We start from the raw sequence: 16,406 nt of genomic DNA on the forward strand, positions 1-16,406 counted from the left end.
CTCGACCCTCCATTCCAACATTTAGAACACTGTTCTGAATGCACGCTAACATGCTCTTTCAGCCGTAGCAATGCGCCTGCGGCGATTATCCAATGCTTATTCGTACCCGCTCAGAAACCGCTTGCGCCCGCCCAATTCCTATTAGAAGTAATACAAATCATCCACGGGTCAACGGGGTCGGCGACGGGCATGGAAACGGGCGTGATCGTTGTCGGGGCAGGGCCGGTGGGGCTCACCGCCGCTTATCTGCTCGGGCAGCACGGCATCCCCTGCACGCTGATCGCCGAGGAGCCGGTGCTGGCGACCGACCTGCGCGCCTCGACCTTCCATCCGCCGACGCTCGACATGCTCGATACGCTCGGGCTCGCCGCGCCGCTGGTGGCGCAGGGCCTGCGCAGCCCGACCTGGCAGATCCGCCTTCACGAGACGGGCGAGCGCGCCGAATTCGACCTTTCGGTGCTGGCCGGGGACACGCGGCATCCGTTTCGCCTGCAATGCGAACAGTCGCGGCTGTGCGCGCTGCTGCTCGAGCGGCTGGGGGCGGAGGGCAAGGTGCGGTTGCTGCTCGGCCAGCGAGTCGAGCGCGTGGTGCAGGATGCGGACGGGGTGACGGTGACGGCGCGCCCGGTGGCGGGCGGCGATCCCGTCGCGTTCACCGCCCGCTATGTGATCGGCGCCGACGGATCGCGCAGCGTGGTGCGGCAGGCGGCCGGGATCGGCTTCGAGGGCAAGACCTATCCCGAGACGACGATCCTCGCGACGACGACCTTTCCGTTCCAGGATCATCTGCCGGGCCTGTCGAACGTCAATTATGTGTGGAAGGCGGGCGGCACCTTCTCGCTGCTGCGGCTCAGGCAGCTGTGGCGCTGCAGCCTCTATCCCGATCATGACGAGAGCATCGAGGACGGGCTGACGCCGGCCAGCATCGCGCGCAAGCTGCAGGAGATCGCGCCGAGCGATACGCCGCACGACGTGATCGAGACGCGCGCCTACCGCGTGCACATGCGCATCGCCGACGATTACCGCGCCGGCCGCATCCTGCTCGCCGGGGACGCAGCGCACGTCAATTCGCCCGCCGGTGGCATGGGCATGAACGGCGGCGTGCACGACGCGTTCGAGCTGGCCGAGACCTTGCGGCAGGTATGGAACGGGGCAGGGGAGGCGTTGCTCGACCGCTATACGCGCCGTCGCCGCCCGATCGCCGAGCAGGAGGTACTGGCGCAGGCCGACCGCAACCGCGCACGGATGCAGGAACGCGACGGCGACAAGCGCCGCGAGATGCTGAGCGCGCTGCAGGTCGTCGCGGCCGACCCGGAACATGCGCGCGCGCATCTGCTGCGCAGCTCGATGATCGCGGGGCTTCGGCGCGCGGCCGAGATCGCATGACCGCGGGCGGCTATGATTACGGCCGCGCGGGCCGCATCGGCATCGGCACGCCGCAGGCCAATCCGACGGTCGAGACCGAATTCGCCATCCTGCTGCCGCCGGCGGTCAGCCTGACCGTCACGCGGCTGACCAGCGGGGCGAGCGCACCGGCCGACCGGTTGCGCGCCTATCTGCTCGACCTGGCCGAGGATCTTGCGGCGTTCGACACGTTCCGCCCGGACGTGTTCGGCTTCGCCTGCACGGCATCGTCCTATCTGATTTCACCGGAGGACGTGCGCGCGACGACCGCCGCCTGCGAGGACCGTTTCGGCTATCCGATCATCACCGCGGCCGAGGCGATCCATCGCGCGCTGCAGCGGATCGGCGCGCGGCGCATCGCGCTCATCTCGCCCTATCCGGTGGCGCTGGCCGAGGCGGCGACGCGCTACTGGTCCGGGCTGGGGTATGAACTCGTCGCGGTCGCCGCAGCGGGTGATCTCGCACCGGACGCGGATACGCGCGGCATCTACGCGCTGGGTAGCGATGCCGCCGCGGCGGCACTGGCCCGGATCGATCCTGGCGCAGCGGACGCCGTGCTGCTGAGCGGCACCGGCATGCCCTCGCTGCCGCTGATCGCCAGCGCGACGGCGGGCGTACCGATCCTGTCTTCCAACCTCTGCCTCGCCGCGGCGCTCTGCGCGGCGGTGGGTGCCGGCGACCTGCTCGACCCTGCCGCTTCCCGCGCCTGGCATGCCCGCTGCGCGGCGGCGATCGACCCGAAAGGACAATGAGATGACCATGATAACCGCATGGATCGACGGCGAGACCGTCAGCACCGGCGCGGCACCGATCCCGGTGATCGATCCGGCCACCGACGCGCTGATCGTCGAATTGCCCGAGGCCGACGACGCGACGATCGACCGTGCCGTGGCCGCGGCGCGGCGCAGCTTCGACCAAGGGACTTGGCGGACCATGCCAGTCGAGAAAAGACAGGCAGTGCTGCGCACCTGCGCTGACCTGATCGATGCCGCGACGGCCGAGCTGGGCGATCTCGAATGCGCCAATACTGGCCTGCCGCTGGCCCAGATCAAGGGCCGATCGATCCCGCGCGCAGCGGACAATTTCCGCTTCTTCGCCGATTATATCGGTCAGAGCGCGGGCGAGCTGTTCGAGCAGAACCCGGACTATCTGACCTTCGTGCGGCGCGAGCCGATCGGCGTTGCGGCGCTGATCAGCCCGTGGAACTCCCCGCTGGCGCTGGGATCGATGAAGATCGCGTCGTGCATCGCCTTCGGCAATTCCTGCGTGCTGAAACCGTCCGAACAGGCGCCGCTCGGGATCAGCCGGCTGGTCGAGATCCTGGGCGCGGCGGGCATTCCCGAAGGCGTGGTCAACCTCGTCAACGGTCGCGGCGCGACCACGGGCGACCGGCTGATCCGCAACCCGGACGTCGATGTCGTGACCTTCACCGGCGGCACGCCCACCGGCCGCGTGATCATGCGCACGGTCGGCGAATTGCTCAAACCGGCCACGGTCGAGCTGGGCGGCAAATCGGCGAATATCGTGTTCGATGACGCCGATTTCGATCAGGCGGTGGACGGGGCGCTGCTCGGCATCTTCACCAACAATGGCCAGCAATGCCTGGCCGGATCGCGTATCCTGGTCCAGCGCGGGATCGCCGATCGCTTCATCGAAGCGCTCGTCGAACGGGCGAAGCGCATCCGGGTCGGCGATCCGCGCGATCCGGCGACGGAGATCGGGCCGCTCGTCTCGGCCCGGCACATGGCGCATGTGCTGAGCTTTGTGCCGCAGCCGGGCGAAGCGGGTGTCGCGCTGCTCACCGGCGGCAAGCGCCCGCCGGCATTCGAGCGCGGCTGCTATGTCGAGCCGACCCTGGTGCGCGCGGACTCCAATGATTCGCGCGTCTGCCAGGAAGAGATTTTCGGTCCGTTCGGCGCGATCCTGGTGTTCGATACCGACGAGGAGGCGTACGCGCTCGCCAATGCCAGCCGCTTCGGGCTGGTCTCCTATGTCTGGTCGCAGAGCCTGATGCGGATCATGGAAGCGCAGGAGCGCATCCAGGCGGGCATCGTGTGGTGCAACACGCCGATGATGCGCGAGCTGCGCGCGCCGTTCGGCGGCTGGAAGGAATCGGGCATCGGCGCCGACGGCGGACGGGCGTGCGAGGATTTCTACACGCGGCAGAAAGCGGTCACGATCCCGCGCCGGCCGATCACGCTCAGGAAGCTTGGCGCTTGACCGCCACGGCGGCCGCACCGACCCGGTTCCTGTGGCAACCATGGGCGGCGGTGCTGCTGCTGTTCTTCGCGCAGGCGCTGTCGCATCTCGACCGCTTCCTGCCGAGCCTGTTGATCAAGCCGATCAAGGCCAGCCTCGACCTCACCGACTTCCAGGTCGGGCTGATGCTCGGCCCGGCATTCGCGGTCTTCTATTGCACCATGGCGCTGCCGGCCGGGTACCTTGCCGACCGCTACAGCCGCCGCAAGCTGCTGGCCGGCGCAATCGCGATCTGGTGCGTGATGACGGTGATGGCTGGGTTCGCCCATAGTTTCGGCCTGCTGCTCGTTTCCAGGCTCGGCGTCGGGCTGGGCGAGGCGGCGCTGACGCCGTGCGCGCTGTCCCTGATCAGCGATTATTTCGACCGCAGCCGCCGCCCGCGCGCGATCGCGATGATGATGGCTGGCACGACTTTCGGATCAGCCATGGCGTTCCTCGGCGGCGGCCCGCTGGTCGCCTATGTCTCGAGCCTGCCGCCGGTGGTGATGCCGCTGGCCGGCGCGGTCGAGCATTGGCAGCTGGTGTTCCTCGTCGCCGGTCCGCCGGGCCTGCTTCTCGCCGCCCTGATCCTGCTGATCCGGGAGCCGCAGCGGACTGAACGCATCGGCGGCGCGATCGGCGCTGACGCACACAAGCATGTACCCCTACTGTCGGCAATCGGCTTCATGGCCACGCGCTGGCGGGCATTCGGGCCGCTGGTGCTCGGCAATGCCGGGTCGCTGACGCTCGGCACGCTGAGCCTGTGGAACGTCGCCCTGTTCGAGCGGACCTGGGGCTGGGACGTTCGGCGCTTCGGCGTGACGGCAGGGTTGATCTACCTGGTGGTCGGCGCGGTCGGCTATGTCTTTGCCGGCTGGCTGGCGAGCCGCGGGCTGAAGGCGGGCAAGAAGGACGGCACCCTGCGCGCCTTCCTGCTGGGCATCTGCATCGTCGTGCCGGCGACGATCCTCTATCCGCTGGCGCCGAGCGGCGAATGGGCAGCGGTCGGCTTCGCCTTCTTCATGTTCGGCCAATGCCTGTGCGGCACGTGCGGACCGGCATCGCTCACCATGTTGACGTCGAGCGACGTGCGATCGACCGTCACCGCGCTCTATTTCATGATCCTCAGTCTCGTCAGCCTGATCCTCGGCCCGCTGCCGGTCGGCTTGATGGTCGACTGGTTCGGCGATCCGGCCGCCCTGCGTTACGCCATCGCGATCGAGGCTGCGGTGATCGGTATTCCGGCGATCCTGATCGTCCTGTTTGGCTTCGGTGGCTATCGCCGCGGCGTCATCGAGGTCGAGGGGCTGATCGCCCTTTCCGCCGCAAGGGAATCCCGCGCATGACCGATCGACGCCGCCTGGGCGGAATCCGCGCCGTGACGTATTCAGTGCCGGACATCGTCGCGATGGAACGTGCCTATTGCGACGTGCTCGAATATTGCGTCGCCGATCGCGGCGTCGTGTCGGCCGGGCGGGCGGCATTCTGGAACGCACCCGAGGCAGCGGGGCGGCCCTATGTTTCGCTCGAGCCGGTAAGTGGCGAACGCGTGCCGCTGCGTTTCATCGAGACGCCCCATGTCGAGCCATGGCGGGCCCTCACCACGCATGGCTGGAATGCGACCGAGATCATCGTCGAGGACGTGAACGCGCTGGCCGAACGGATCGAGGGATCGCCCTTCCGCCGCATCGGCGGGCCGCGGCCGTTGACCAATTATCCGAAGATCAGTGCGATGCAGGTGATCGGGCCGGCCGGAGAATGCGTGTATCTCACCCATGCGCCACCGGGCTGCGGGATGAACCTCGGACCGGCAAAGTCGTTCGTCGGGCGAGTCTTCTCGGTCGTTGCCGGCGGGCCTGACATTGAGGCGATGAACGCCGCTTATGCCGCGCGGTTCGACAATCACGTCCGCCCGCCCAAGCCGACGCCGATCGGCATCATCAACGAGGCGAACGGCCTGCCGGCCGACCACAAGACCGATCTCGGGCTGGTCGAGATCGACTGGGGCACGGTCATCGAACTCGATGGCTATGCCGATGCGATGGGTCCGCGGCCGACCCGGCCAGGCGATCTGCCGCCGGGCATGGCGATCGTGACGCTCGACGTTCGGGCGGATGCCGACGGCTATGATCCGGACATTTTGGCCGCGCTGCCGCTTTCCGCCCCACCGGGGGAGGGCCTGTCGCTCTGGTCCGGCGCGGCGGGGGAGCTCATCGAACTCGCGGCCAGCGATCTTTCGAAGGAATCGGCATGACTATCGACCAGGAAATCTCTGCCTTCGTCGCTGATTATGTGCGGCTGTGGAACGCCTATGACGTGCCGGCGATGCGCGCGATGTGGGATGACGCGGAGGAGAGTCCGATCTATGTCGCCGAAGAGGCGGAGCCGATGATCGGATGGCCGGCCATGCATGCCTATTGGGCGATCGACCGCAGCAAATCCGACCGGCTGCTGACTCACGACCGGCTGACCGTGCGGCAGGCGGCAGACGATATCGCCATCGCCTTTTATCATATGCGCTGGAACGTCTTCATCCCGGGCAACCGGCTCTACCCCCGGCCGTTCGGCGGCGCGGTACGGGTGAGCGCGATGCTGCGGCGGCGCGAGGGCGTGTGGAAGCTGTTCCACTATGTCGAGGCCCCGCTCGCTGCGCTGATCCAGCTCCGGCACGCCGCCGAGGCGATGGTCGATCCGGCGCTGCACGAACGCATCGCCGCCAGGGCGTGACGCAGATCGACCGCGCGTTCGTGCGCCTGCCGCAGGGGCTGGTGCATCTGCGGCGCGTGGAGGGCGAGGGGCGGCCGCTGGTGCTGGTCCATGCCTCGCCCGGATCGTCGCGGGCGCTGGTGCCGCTGCTCGGCGCGCTGGGCACGGCGAAACATTGCCCGCCGCTGATCGCGCCGGACACGCCGGGCAACGGCGATTCGGATGGCTTCGCCCCGGCCGATCCGGCGATGGACTGGTATGCCGATATGCTGGCCGGCCTGCTCGACAGGATGGGGGTCGAACGGTGCGACCTGTACGGCACGCATACGGGCGCGCGGATCGCGATCGAGACGGCGGTCCGCCATCCGGATCGCATCGGGCGGCTGATCCTGGACGGTCTGACCGATTATCCGCCCGAGACGCGCGACCTGTTCCTGAAGCATTACGCCCCGGCGATGGCACCGGACGATTATGGCGGGCAGTTCGCCTGGGCCTTCAACTATATCCGCGATCAGGTCGTGCATTTCCCGCACTTCCTGCGCGATCCCGAGCACCGGCTGATGACCCGCGCGATGCCGTCCGCGGCGGACCTGCACGCCGCGACGCTCGATGTGCTGAAGGGGCTGACCTCCTATCACAAGGCATACCGCGCCGCGTTCCGCTATGCCGCGACGGAGCGCCTGCCGCTGGTGCGGGCCGAAACGCTGGTGTGGCGCGCGGAAGGCGAATTGCCCGAGTTGCGCGCGGCGAGCGAAGGGCTCGCCGCGTTGTTGCCGAACGGCCGGATCGAGGATGTCGGGCGCTCGGCCGCGGCCAAGGCCGCGTCCATCTTGCGGTTTTTGCGGCCCGGTGGACCGGGCGTACGTCCGGGGTGACGATCCAGCCCTAGATCACGCCCTTCGCCGCATCGACGATCTCATCGCCGCGCGCGAACCAGGTGGCCGGGCGGGCCGCGAGATCGGCGAGCAGGCGTTCGAACGCGTCGATCCGGTAAGGCAGGCCCATGATGTACGGCGTGAGGTTGAGCGGCAGCATGCGCCCGCCAAAGGTCGCGCTTTCGGCTTCGAGCAGGTCATAGGCGTCGGTCATCTGCTCGACATAGGAATCGACTGAATGCTGCTGGTTGACCAGGATCTGTCGATCCGACAGCTCGTGGTTGAGCGGCAGGTTGACGATGTCGCCCTGGGGTGTGGCGAAGCGATAGGGGAGCTCGTCGTTCACCCAATCGCACATATAGTCGAGGCCTGCCTCGACCAGCAGGCCGGGTGTGGCGAAGCTTTGCGAGCGGGCGATCGAATGCCAGCCGCGCGGGCGCTTGCCTGAAACCTTTTCAAGCGAATCGATCGACTTCAGGATCAATTCTTGCTCCGCATCCGAACCCATGCCGCTGGCGATGGTGCCGTTCATGTCAGTCGAATGCGCGACGATCTCATGCCCCGCGGCGACGATATCGGCGATGATCGAGGGATAGCGATCGGCAATGGCCGCGTTGACCGCGACCGAGACGGGCGCGCCGACCTTCGCGAAAGCATCGAGCAGGCGATAGAAGCCGACGCGCGTGCCATATTCGCGCGCCGTATAATGGCGATAATCGGGATAGGAGGTCTGCATGTGCCCCGGCGCGCGGAACGGCTTGTCGGCCGGGGTGATCGGAAACCATTCGAGATTGACCAGCATCCATACCGCGACGCCCTTGCCGCCGGGCCAGGCGAGCGGCGGTCGTTCCGTGATGCTCGACCACGGATAGGAATCATGGTCCATGCCGTGGCGGCGCCGGGAATATTCGAGATACGCGGGATCGAGCGCCATTACCGGCCTTTCGTCGTGTAGCGCGCCGCGTCAGCCATGGCGGCATCGTAATCATGGGCCAGGAAATGATCGGCGATGTCGCCGCTGCGGGTGATCCAGGCGCGCCCGTCGGCGGCGATGTGGCGCAGCACCTCCTCGAACGCGCCGATGCGGTGCGGCTGGCCGATCAGATAGGCGTGCAGCGGGATGCACATCACCGTGCCGGACTGCGCGCCTTCCGTCGCGAGGCGATCAAATTGGCGGATCAGCGTTTCGGCATATTCCCGGGGGGACATGTTGTAGACCGAGAAGCCGTAATGATCGTTCACTTCGAGGCTGTACGGCATCGACACCAGCCGGCCCGCGGCGACATGCACCGGCCCCGGCTGATCGTCATGATACAGATCGCAAGTATAGGTCAGGCCATATTCGGCGATCAGATCGAGCGTGCGCGGCGTGTGCGTAAGGGCTGGGGCGAGCCATCCCTTGATCGTCTGGCCGGTCGCCTCGCGGACCGTGCCGATCGAATCCTCGATCAGCGCGCGCTCCTGCGCCTCGTCCATGCCGTAGCTGTAGCGCGTGTTGTAGACGCCGTGGCTGAAGAATTCCCAGCCAAGCGCGTTGACCTGGGCGATAATCTCCGGGTGATGCTGGCACATCGCGACCGACAGCGAGACGGAGCCCCTGAAACCGTGGCGTTCCATGACGTCGACCAGCCGCTGGTGGCCGACGCGGTTGCCGTAATCGCGGTGGCTGTAGCCGACCACGTCCGGATGCGGCTTCGCCCAGCTCTTGCGATGCGGGTTGGCCGGCGGATCCAGTTCGTAGAATTCGATGTTCGGGGAGACCCAGACGGCGACTGTCTTGCCGTCGGGCCAGGCGATCTTCGCACGATCGCGGTAAGGGCGGAAATCGTACAGGCCGGGGTCGGCATCACCTTCCCGCATCAACGCGCCTCCAGCCAGTCGATCACGGTCTGGACCGGCTCGACATCGGCATATTTCAGCTGAAGATCAGTGAGGTTGGCGAAGTGATAGCTCTCATGCTTGTCGGCGCAGGTCTCGATCGGGACAATCGTGCGATAGCCGCGCGAAAGCGAGTCGACCGCGGCCGCGCGGACGCAGCCCGAGGTCGAGCCGCCGGTGATCACCACCGTATCCACCTTGTGCCACACGAGCAGGCTCTGCAGCGGCGTTTCGAAGAAGGGCGAGGGCATGCGCTTGGTGTAGATCGCGTCCTTTGCATGATCGATCTCGCAGCGATCGTCAAACGCGTGGCGGCGCGAGTCATATTTGATGTTCTGCAGCGAATCCGGGGTGTTGGTGCGCGTTCCCCACACACCGGCATCGGACGCGTCCTCGGCATAGGCGACGTGAGTCCACACCACCGGCATGCCCTTGGCGCGTGCCAGGCGGGAGAGGGTGTTGACGTATTCGATCTGGCGCGGATCGGTTTCATAGGCAGTCTTGAATTCGTCGATGCGGGTATAGGCGTTCTGGAAATCGACGTTCACGATCGCGAGCTTGTCGCCGAAGCCGAACTTGGCGCGCGCCGGGTTGGCCATCACCTCGTCGAACAGCTGTCGCGCGGTCTTGCCGTCGCTGACCATCTTCGTGCCGACGATATTCATGCAACCTCCTCGATCCGGCGCGCAGCGGCCGTCTTGAACCCGAGCGGCACGCCCGCATCGGGGATAAAACCATAAAGCGGCTCGCCCGGCAGGGCGTGCGCCAGAATCTCGCGCACCGCGGTCAGCCGATCGATATCGATGCCGGTGCGCAGGCCCATCGCCTCGAGCATGAAGACGAGATCCTCGGTGACGATATTGCCGGATGCGCCCGGCGCAAAGGGACAACCGCCCAGGCCACCGAGCGACGAATCGAGCGTGGTGAGGCCGCATTCGAGCGCAGCGAGCGCGTTGGCAAGGCCGAGGCCGCGCGTGTTGTGCAGGTGAATGCCGGTGACGGCATCACCGCCGACGGCATTCCGCACCAGCGCGATCAGCCGCTTCACCGCCGCGGGATCGGCATAGCCAGTGGTGTCGGAAATGCCGACCTCGTCGCAGCCAGCCGCCATCAGCCCCTCGGCGAGGCGGGCGATCTGCGCATCCGGAATCGGGCCTTCGAGCGTGCAGCCGAACGCGGTCGACAGGCTCCCTTCGAAATGCGGACGGCGCCCCGCCGGCAAGGCAGCGATCATCGCGGCGATTTCCCTGGCACCGGCCAGCACCTGTTCGTGCGTGCGGCGCAGATTGGCCAACGAATGCGTTTCGGATACCGACAGCGGCAGGGTGATCTTGTGCGCGCCGGCCTCGATCGCGGCCTGCGCGCCGCGCACGTTGGGAACCAGCACCGCGACGGTCAGGCCCGGGATGGTAAGCGCGTGGGCGACGATCTCTGCGGTGTCGGCGAGCTGGGGCAGGACGCTGGCCGGCACGAAGCTGCCGACCTCGATCTCGCGCACGCCGGCTGCTGCTTCAGCGCTGATCCACGCCTTCTTTGTCTCGGTCGGCATGATCGGCGAGATGCTCTGCAACCCGTCGCGCGGGCCCACCTCGCTGACCAGAATGTCGATGCCGTCCATGACGTTCACTGGAGGACCTTTCGTTGCCCGTTGCGTTATTTGTCTTACGTCTATATCAAATGAAACGCGCCATTCAAGGCGTGCTTACAGCAATATCGAGATACGAATGAAGCAGAGCGCCTTACCGCTGGCCGGCCTGAAAGTCGTCGAATTCACCCATATGGTGATGGGGCCGGCGGTCGGCGTGATCCTGGCGGACCTTGGTGCCGAGGTCGTCAAGGTCGAGCCGATCGGCGGCGACCAGACGCGCGAGCTGCTGGGTTCCGGCGCGGGCTATTTTCCGATGTTCAACCGCAACAAGCGCAGCATCTGCCTCGACCTGAAGAGCGAAGCCGGGCTGAAGGTGGCGCGCCAGCTGGCCGTCGACGCCGACATCCTGATCGAGAATTTCCGCCCCGGCACGCTTGCGCGGCTGGGCCTGTCCTACGAATCGCTGAAGGCGGAAAATCCCGGGCTGATCTATTGCTCGGCCAAGGGATTCCTTGCCGGCCCCTATGAGAACCGCACGGCGCTCGACGAAGTGACTCAGATGATGGGCGGGCTCGCCTATATGACCGGGCCTCCCGGCCGGCCGCTTCGCGCGGGTTCCTCGGTAATCGACATCACCGGCGGCATGTTCGGCGCGATCGGCATCCTTTCCGCGCTGGAACGTCGCCACCACACCGGGGAGGGGGGTGAGGTGCGCTGCTCGCTGTACGAGACCACTGCCTTCCTGGTCGGCCAGCATATGGCACAGGCGGCGGTGACCGGGCAGGCGGCGCGGCCGATGCCGGTGCGCATCTCGGCCTGGGCGATCTACGACGTGTTCGATACCGCCGTGCCGGACGAGCAATTGTTCGTCGGCGTGGTGAGCGACGCGCAATGGGTGGCGTTCTGCGCCGCGTTTGGACTGGACGCGCTGGGGGCCGATCCGCGCTTCGCCAAAAACAACCAGCGCGTGCTGGCGCGCGACGAGATAGTGCCGCAGATTCGCGCCTTGTTCGGCGCGATGCCGCGCGCCGAGCTGATCGCGAAAGTGGAAGCGATCGGCCTGCCGTTCGCCCCGATCGCGCGGCCCGAGGATCTGTTCGACGATGCGCATCTGAATGCGGGCGGGCTGATCGAGCTGACTCTGCCCGATGGCCGCACGACCAAGCTGCCGGGCCTGCCGGTCGAGCTGGACGGCGCGCGGCTTGAGCTTCAGCGCGACATTCCCCGGATCGGTGCCGACAGCGATGCCGTGCTGGCCGAGCTTGGCTATGGGGCGCCGGCGATCGCCGAGTTGCGGGCGAACGGCGGAGTCGCCTGACCATGGGCCGTACGCTGTTCGACAAATTATGGGACCCGCACACCATCGCCGATCTGGGGGAGGGGACCGACCTGCTCCTGATCGACCGGATATTGCTGCACGAACGCACCGGCAGCGTCGCGCTGGAGAGCCTTGCCGAGGCGGGCCGAGCGGTAGCCGTGCCGGCCCAGGTATTCGTGACGATGGACCATATCGTCGATACGCTGCCGGGGCGGGGCGATCGCACGATCATGCCGACCGGCACGCAGTTCATCACTGCCACGCGCAAGGCCGCGCTGGACGCCGGGCTGACCCTGTTCGACATCGGCGACCCGCGGCAGGGCATCGTGCATGTGATCTCGCCCGAGCAGGGCATCGTGCTGCCGGGCCTGTCGCTGGTCTGTCCGGACAGCCATACCTGCACGCAAGGGGCGCTTGGCGCGCTGGCCTGGGGCATCGGATCGACCGAGGCCGAACATGCGCTGGCGACTGCGACGCTGCGGGTGCGCAAGCCGAAGACGATGCGGATCACCGTCCGCGGGCGGCTCGGCACGGGCGTGACGGCGAAGGACCTCGCGCTGCACATCGTCTCGCGGTTCGGATCGGCCGGGGCGAGCGGGCATCATCTCGAATATGCCGGTGAGGCCGTTCGCGCGCTCGACGTCGAGGGGCGGCTGACCCTGTGCAACATGGCGACCGAGCTCGCTGCCTTTTCCGCCATCATCGCGCCGGACGAAGTGGTGTTCGCCTATCTGCGGGGGCGCAGCTATGCGCCCGACGCCGCGGCGTGGGACGGAGCGGTGGCATTCTGGCGCACGCTGAACTCCGACGAGGACGCGGTGTTCGACGCAGATCATGTCATCGACGCGGCCGATGTGCCGCCGATGGTGTCCTGGGGCACCAGCCCGCAACAGGCGCTGGCGCTGGGCGAGCCGGTGCCGGCCTTCGATGCGCTGGCGTGCGGCACCCAGGCGGCGCATGATCGCGCGCTCAGCTATATGGGGCTTAAGCCCGGCGACCGGCTGGAGACGCTGCCAATCGATGCCGCGTTCATCGGATCGTGCACCAATGCCCGTATCTCCGACCTGCGGCGCGCGGCGGACATCTTGCGCGGGCGCAAGGTGGCCGCAGGCGTGAAGGCGATCTGCGTGCCGGGCTCGACCGCCGTCAAAGCCGCGGCCGAAGCCGAGGGGCTGGACCGGGTGTTCCGCGACGCCGGGTTCGAATGGCGCGAGGCAGGGTGCTCCATGTGTTTCTTCGCCGGGGGCGAGAGCTTCGGTTTCAGGCAGCGTGTAATCACGTCGACCAACCGCAATTTCGAAAGCCGGCAGGGGCCGGAGACCCGATCGCACCTCGCTTCGCCGGAGACGGTGGCGGCCTCGGCGATCGCCGGGCATATCGCCGACCCGCGGGTGCTGGCGGCATGAGCGCGGCCCCGTTTCGCTCGCTCGCCGCCGTCGCGCTGCCGCTGGTGCGCGACAATATCGATACCGACGCGATCATCCCGTCGCGCGAGATGAAATCGGTATCGAAGAAAGGGCTGGCGGACGGACTGTTCGCCGGGTGGCGCTATACGGCGATCGGCGGGCGCGAACCCGAGCCCGGTTTCGTGCTCAACCGGCCTGAATTTGCGAACGCGCGGATTCTGATTGGCGGTGCGAATTTCGGTTGCGGATCGAGCCGCGAACATGCCGCCTGGGCGTTGGCCGAATATGGTTTCCGCGCAGTGATCGCGACGAGCTTCAACCCGATCTTTCGCGGCAATTGCGTACGCAACGGCATCGTGCCGGTCGAACTGACCGAGGAGGCGGTGCGCGTGATCGCTGATATAGTCGAGGCGAGCGCTGGCGGCGAACAGGTCACGATCGATCTGGAGGCTCTGCGCGTGACGGTGGCGGATCGCGACTGGACCTTCCGGATCGACGACGAGGCGCGGCGGATGCTGTTGTTCGGCATCGATGCGATCGACCTGACGCTCGAACGCGGCGCCGACATCGCAGCGTTCCAGGCGACCGACCGGGCGCTCAGGCCCTGGGCCTATCTCGGCTGACCCGGCCCAACAGGAGTTTCCCCATGTCGAACGCCCGTACCGCCTTGCTACTGATGGATTTCCAGGCCGACATCGCCGAGCATTCGCGCGCGGCCGGCACGGTGCAGGTCGCGCTCGACGCGTTGGCGGCGGCGCGGGCCAGCGGTGTGAGAGTGATCTTCGTCAAGGTGGGCTTCCGCGACGGCTATCCGGAAATCGGCGAGGAGACTCCGGTCTTTTCCGGGGCGAAGGCGGCGGGCCGGTTCAGCGGCGCATCGTCGCGGCTGCTGGAGGAATTCGTGCCGCAGGAAGGCGAGCCGGTGATCGACAAGCGCCGCTTCAGCGCCTTTGCCGGCAGCGGCCTGGAACTGGTGCTGCGCGCGCACGACATCCGCGATCTGGTGCTGGCCGGCGTATCGACGGGTGGCGTGGTGCTCTCGACGCTGCGCCAGGCGTTCGACATGACCTATCGCATGACCGTGCTGTCCGACGGCTGTTTCGATCCGGACGCCGAAGTGCACGACGTGCTGGTGCGGAAGATATTCCCGCGGCAGGCCAGGGTGGTTTCGGGCGCCGAATGGACGGCTGGCCTGGGATGAACCGGACGACATGGTCGACCCGCCGCGATGGATCGCCGGATCGCTGATCCGGTCGAGATCGCGGGAGTCGCGATCAATCGCTACCGTGTGGGTCCAGCCCGTCTCGGTGAATTCGGGTGCCTGAACGTGGTTTGCGTGCGGGCCAGGCGCATGATCCGCACGACCGGCCCAGTGCGCGAGCCGGGTTGCGGGCGGAAAACGGCCAATTGCCTGCCTCCCCGAAGCAACAGCGCGTAGCGACTCAGTTCATCCTGGAAAAGCGCTGGATCGGCCCGATAGCCGTCATAATGGGACAGGATTGCGATATCGGCATGGCAGGTCGGGATCTGTGCCGCATCCACATGCGCCAGATCGACCACGGCGCGCCCCGATCGCACGGTCTCGACCTTCGAATAGCGGATTTGCCCCGCGAGGATGGCGCGGGCATCGACACAGCCGAGCGAACCGAGCGGGAAGAGGAAGCGCCATGGCCCCTGCAGCAGATCGAAGGCGGCAGGTTCCGTCACGATCGTGCTGCCGCGCGGGACGTTGGCGCGGATCCAGGCGCTGGCGACCTGGCGCGTGTCCTGCGCGCGCTCGACCGCGCCCACCCGCGCGGCTTGCAGCATCGGGATCAGCAGCAGCAGCGCCGCTGCAGCGTCGAGAAAGGGCAAGGGGCGATTCAGCCGGGCCCGCGCCCAGTCGGCCAGCCAGCAGAGCGCGGCCGCGGCGGCGAGCGCGGCGAACGGCAGCATCGGCACGATCCAGCGCTCCCATAACAGGGCCTGTCCGCCGATCACGATCATGAAGGCGAGGCCCCCCGGCAGGACCGCCGCGGCGATCCGGGGGCGGGACAGCGCGCCCAGGGTGCCGGCCCCGACCAGCGCTAGCCCCACCGGGCCGAAGGAGCTCCGCAGCGGGTGCCAGACATACCAGACGAGATTGGCGAGGAAGCCGCCGCCCGTGGCGCCCGGATGGGCCGTACGTGCTTCTCCGGCAAGGTTGTGCAGCATCGTTGCGTGATCGAGCACCAGATAGGGCGAGGCGATCAACAGGGCGGCGAGCGCGGCCGCGGGCAGCAGCGCCAGGCGGTGCAAATCGCGGCGATCGGACATAGCGCGATAGAGGCCGGCGCAGAGCGGATTGAGGATGATGATCACCGCGGGCCATTTGGTCGCGCAGGCAAGGCCGGCCCAGACGCCCGCCAGCACATAGTCGCGCGGGCGGCCCTTGCGGGCGATCGCCACGGCCGATTGCGTGCACAACAGCATGAAGATGGTGGCGTGCACGTCGGTGCGGATGATCTGCGAATACTGGATATGGACGGCATTCACGGCGAGGAAGGCGGCAGCGATCAGGCCGAGGCGCGGCCCGCCCAGCTTCCTGCCGAGCGACCAGAGCAGCCCCACACAGGCAATGCCGCACGCGACGATGAACAGTCGCCCGGGCAGGAACAGGATGCCGGGATCGGCATAGGCCGCCGCCATCAGCGCCGGGCCATCGGCAAAGCGGCCCGTGGCGATGCCGATGCCGCCGACCGCTAGGCTGACCAGCGCGAGGCAATAAAGCGTGGTCGTGCCGGGATGGCCGAACCAGCCCGGATTGAGGCTGTGGTTCCGCAGCATCTCGAGCGCGGTCATCATGAACAGCGGCTCGTCCGGGTCGTTGAGCGAGGGCAGGCCGAAGTCCACGCCGTGAATCCTGAGCGTAGCCGCCACCGCGAGAATCAGCACCAAGGCGCCCTTTTCGGCCCATCCATGGGGTCGCCCGTTACGGGCCGGGGCGATCGGTTTCGTCATGCTGGTGAAGACAT

The 16,406-nt window shown here is 67.2% G+C and carries 16 protein-coding genes; 11 read left to right on the forward strand and 5 right to left on the reverse strand.

The annotated features are described in order from the left end of the window. Positions 1-201: 201 nt before the first annotated feature. From ACZ1I2_RS12120 to ACZ1I2_RS12150, 7 genes are read left to right on the forward strand one after another with little or no spacing between them, the layout of a single operon-like run. Positions 202-1,386, forward strand: coding sequence for an FAD-dependent oxidoreductase (locus ACZ1I2_RS12120; protein WP_465181646.1), 1,185 nt, complete (start codon positions 202-204; stop codon positions 1,384-1,386). Further along, a complete protein-coding gene (locus ACZ1I2_RS12125) occupies positions 1,383-2,156 on the forward strand; it encodes a maleate cis-trans isomerase family protein (protein WP_465177067.1) in 774 nt (257 codons plus the stop codon). Before ACZ1I2_RS12120 ends, ACZ1I2_RS12125 begins: the two co-directional genes overlap by 4 nt. A gap of 1 nt (position 2,157) precedes the next feature. Then, entirely contained in the window at positions 2,158-3,624 is a 1,467-nt protein-coding gene (locus ACZ1I2_RS12130) for an aldehyde dehydrogenase (RefSeq protein ID WP_465177066.1), read from the forward strand. After that, the gene (locus ACZ1I2_RS12135) at positions 3,621-4,988 is read left to right on the forward strand and encodes an MFS transporter (protein ID WP_465177065.1); all 1,368 of its coding nucleotides are present in this window, start codon (positions 3,621-3,623) and stop codon (positions 4,986-4,988) included. Before ACZ1I2_RS12130 ends, ACZ1I2_RS12135 begins: the two co-directional genes overlap by 4 nt. Beyond that, entirely contained in the window at positions 4,985-5,896 is a 912-nt protein-coding gene (locus ACZ1I2_RS12140) for a hypothetical protein (protein WP_465177064.1), read from the forward strand. The genes ACZ1I2_RS12135 and ACZ1I2_RS12140 overlap by 4 nt, the downstream gene beginning before the upstream one ends. After that, positions 5,893-6,369, forward strand: coding sequence for a nuclear transport factor 2 family protein (locus ACZ1I2_RS12145; RefSeq protein WP_465177063.1), 477 nt, complete (start codon positions 5,893-5,895; stop codon positions 6,367-6,369). Before ACZ1I2_RS12140 ends, ACZ1I2_RS12145 begins: the two co-directional genes overlap by 4 nt. Next, entirely contained in the window at positions 6,366-7,223 is an 858-nt protein-coding gene (locus ACZ1I2_RS12150; protein ID WP_465177062.1) for an alpha/beta fold hydrolase, read from the forward strand. The genes ACZ1I2_RS12145 and ACZ1I2_RS12150 overlap by 4 nt, the downstream gene beginning before the upstream one ends. Positions 7,224-7,233: 10 nt before the next feature. Here ACZ1I2_RS12150 and ACZ1I2_RS12155 read toward each other — a convergent pair whose 3' ends face one another. From ACZ1I2_RS12155 to ACZ1I2_RS12170, 4 genes are read right to left on the reverse strand one after another with little or no spacing between them, the layout of a single operon-like run. Next, positions 7,234-8,157, reverse strand: a complete 924-nt coding sequence (locus ACZ1I2_RS12155) for a polysaccharide deacetylase family protein (RefSeq protein WP_465177061.1) — start codon at positions 8,155-8,157, stop codon at positions 7,234-7,236. Then, positions 8,157-9,083, reverse strand: a complete 927-nt coding sequence (locus ACZ1I2_RS12160; protein WP_465169439.1) for a polysaccharide deacetylase family protein — start codon at positions 9,081-9,083, stop codon at positions 8,157-8,159. Before ACZ1I2_RS12160 ends, ACZ1I2_RS12155 begins: the two co-directional genes overlap by 1 nt. Further along, positions 9,083-9,766: an isochorismatase family protein gene (locus tag ACZ1I2_RS12165; RefSeq protein WP_465169438.1), complete on the reverse strand. Its 684-nt coding sequence runs from the start codon at positions 9,764-9,766 to the stop codon at positions 9,083-9,085. Before ACZ1I2_RS12165 ends, ACZ1I2_RS12160 begins: the two co-directional genes overlap by 1 nt. Then, positions 9,763-10,719, reverse strand: coding sequence for a hydroxymethylglutaryl-CoA lyase (locus tag ACZ1I2_RS12170; RefSeq protein ID WP_465173953.1), 957 nt, complete (start codon positions 10,717-10,719; stop codon positions 9,763-9,765). Before ACZ1I2_RS12170 ends, ACZ1I2_RS12165 begins: the two co-directional genes overlap by 4 nt. Before the next feature lie 106 nt (positions 10,720-10,825). Here ACZ1I2_RS12170 and ACZ1I2_RS12175 point away from each other — a divergent pair, with 106 nt between their 5' ends. From ACZ1I2_RS12175 to ACZ1I2_RS12190, 4 genes are read left to right on the forward strand one after another with little or no spacing between them, the layout of a single operon-like run. Further along, the gene (locus ACZ1I2_RS12175; protein ID WP_465177060.1) at positions 10,826-12,007 is read left to right on the forward strand and encodes a CaiB/BaiF CoA transferase family protein; all 1,182 of its coding nucleotides are present in this window, start codon (positions 10,826-10,828) and stop codon (positions 12,005-12,007) included. A 2-nt stretch (positions 12,008-12,009) separates the two neighbouring features. Next, positions 12,010-13,413 carry a 3-isopropylmalate dehydratase large subunit gene (locus ACZ1I2_RS12180; RefSeq protein ID WP_465177059.1) on the forward strand — a complete coding sequence of 468 codons (1,404 nt, stop codon included), beginning with the start codon at positions 12,010-12,012 and terminating at the stop codon, positions 13,411-13,413. Next, positions 13,410-14,036 (forward strand): 3-isopropylmalate dehydratase small subunit, encoded by a 627-nt coding sequence (gene leuD, locus ACZ1I2_RS12185; protein WP_465177058.1) that lies wholly within the window; start codon positions 13,410-13,412, stop codon positions 14,034-14,036. Before ACZ1I2_RS12180 ends, leuD begins: the two co-directional genes overlap by 4 nt. A gap of 23 nt (positions 14,037-14,059) precedes the next feature. Continuing rightward, positions 14,060-14,614 (forward strand): cysteine hydrolase family protein, encoded by a 555-nt coding sequence (locus tag ACZ1I2_RS12190; protein ID WP_465177057.1) that lies wholly within the window; start codon positions 14,060-14,062, stop codon positions 14,612-14,614. Positions 14,615-14,694: 80 nt separating this feature from the next. On the opposite strand, the gene ACZ1I2_RS12195 is transcribed toward ACZ1I2_RS12190, so the two are convergent. Further along, a complete protein-coding gene (locus tag ACZ1I2_RS12195; protein ID WP_465177056.1) occupies positions 14,695-16,392 on the reverse strand; it encodes an ArnT family glycosyltransferase in 1,698 nt (565 codons plus the stop codon). Positions 16,393-16,406 lie beyond the last annotated feature (14 nt).

The organism is Sphingomonas sp. BL-S-29, from assembly GCF_055521495.1.

Excerpts from the sequence above, each read along its gene's own strand:
- ACZ1I2_RS12125 (WP_465177067.1), top strand. The coding sequence starts at position 1,383 with ATGACCGCGGGCGGCTATGATTACGGCCGCGCGGGCCGCATCGGCATC.
- ACZ1I2_RS12130 (WP_465177066.1), top strand. The coding sequence starts at position 2,158 with ATGACCATGATAACCGCATGGATCGACGGCGAGACCGTCAGCACCGGC.
- ACZ1I2_RS12140 (WP_465177064.1), top strand. The coding sequence starts at position 4,985 with ATGACCGATCGACGCCGCCTGGGCGGAATCCGCGCCGTGACGTATTCA.
- ACZ1I2_RS12145 (WP_465177063.1), top strand. The coding sequence starts at position 5,893 with ATGACTATCGACCAGGAAATCTCTGCCTTCGTCGCTGATTATGTGCGG.
- ACZ1I2_RS12155 (WP_465177061.1), bottom strand. The coding sequence starts at position 8,157 with ATGGCGCTCGATCCCGCGTATCTCGAATATTCCCGGCGCCGCCACGGC.
- ACZ1I2_RS12160 (WP_465169439.1), bottom strand. The coding sequence starts at position 9,083 with ATGCGGGAAGGTGATGCCGACCCCGGCCTGTACGATTTCCGCCCTTAC.
- ACZ1I2_RS12165 (WP_465169438.1), bottom strand. The coding sequence starts at position 9,766 with ATGAATATCGTCGGCACGAAGATGGTCAGCGACGGCAAGACCGCGCGA.
- ACZ1I2_RS12170 (WP_465173953.1), bottom strand. The coding sequence starts at position 10,719 with ATGGACGGCATCGACATTCTGGTCAGCGAGGTGGGCCCGCGCGACGGG.
- ACZ1I2_RS12175 (WP_465177060.1), top strand. The coding sequence starts at position 10,826 with ATGAAGCAGAGCGCCTTACCGCTGGCCGGCCTGAAAGTCGTCGAATTC.
- ACZ1I2_RS12180 (WP_465177059.1), top strand. The coding sequence starts at position 12,010 with ATGGGCCGTACGCTGTTCGACAAATTATGGGACCCGCACACCATCGCC.
- leuD (WP_465177058.1), top strand. The coding sequence starts at position 13,410 with ATGAGCGCGGCCCCGTTTCGCTCGCTCGCCGCCGTCGCGCTGCCGCTG.
- ACZ1I2_RS12190 (WP_465177057.1), top strand. The coding sequence starts at position 14,060 with ATGTCGAACGCCCGTACCGCCTTGCTACTGATGGATTTCCAGGCCGAC.
- ACZ1I2_RS12195 (WP_465177056.1), bottom strand. The coding sequence starts at position 16,392 with ATGACGAAACCGATCGCCCCGGCCCGTAACGGGCGACCCCATGGATGG.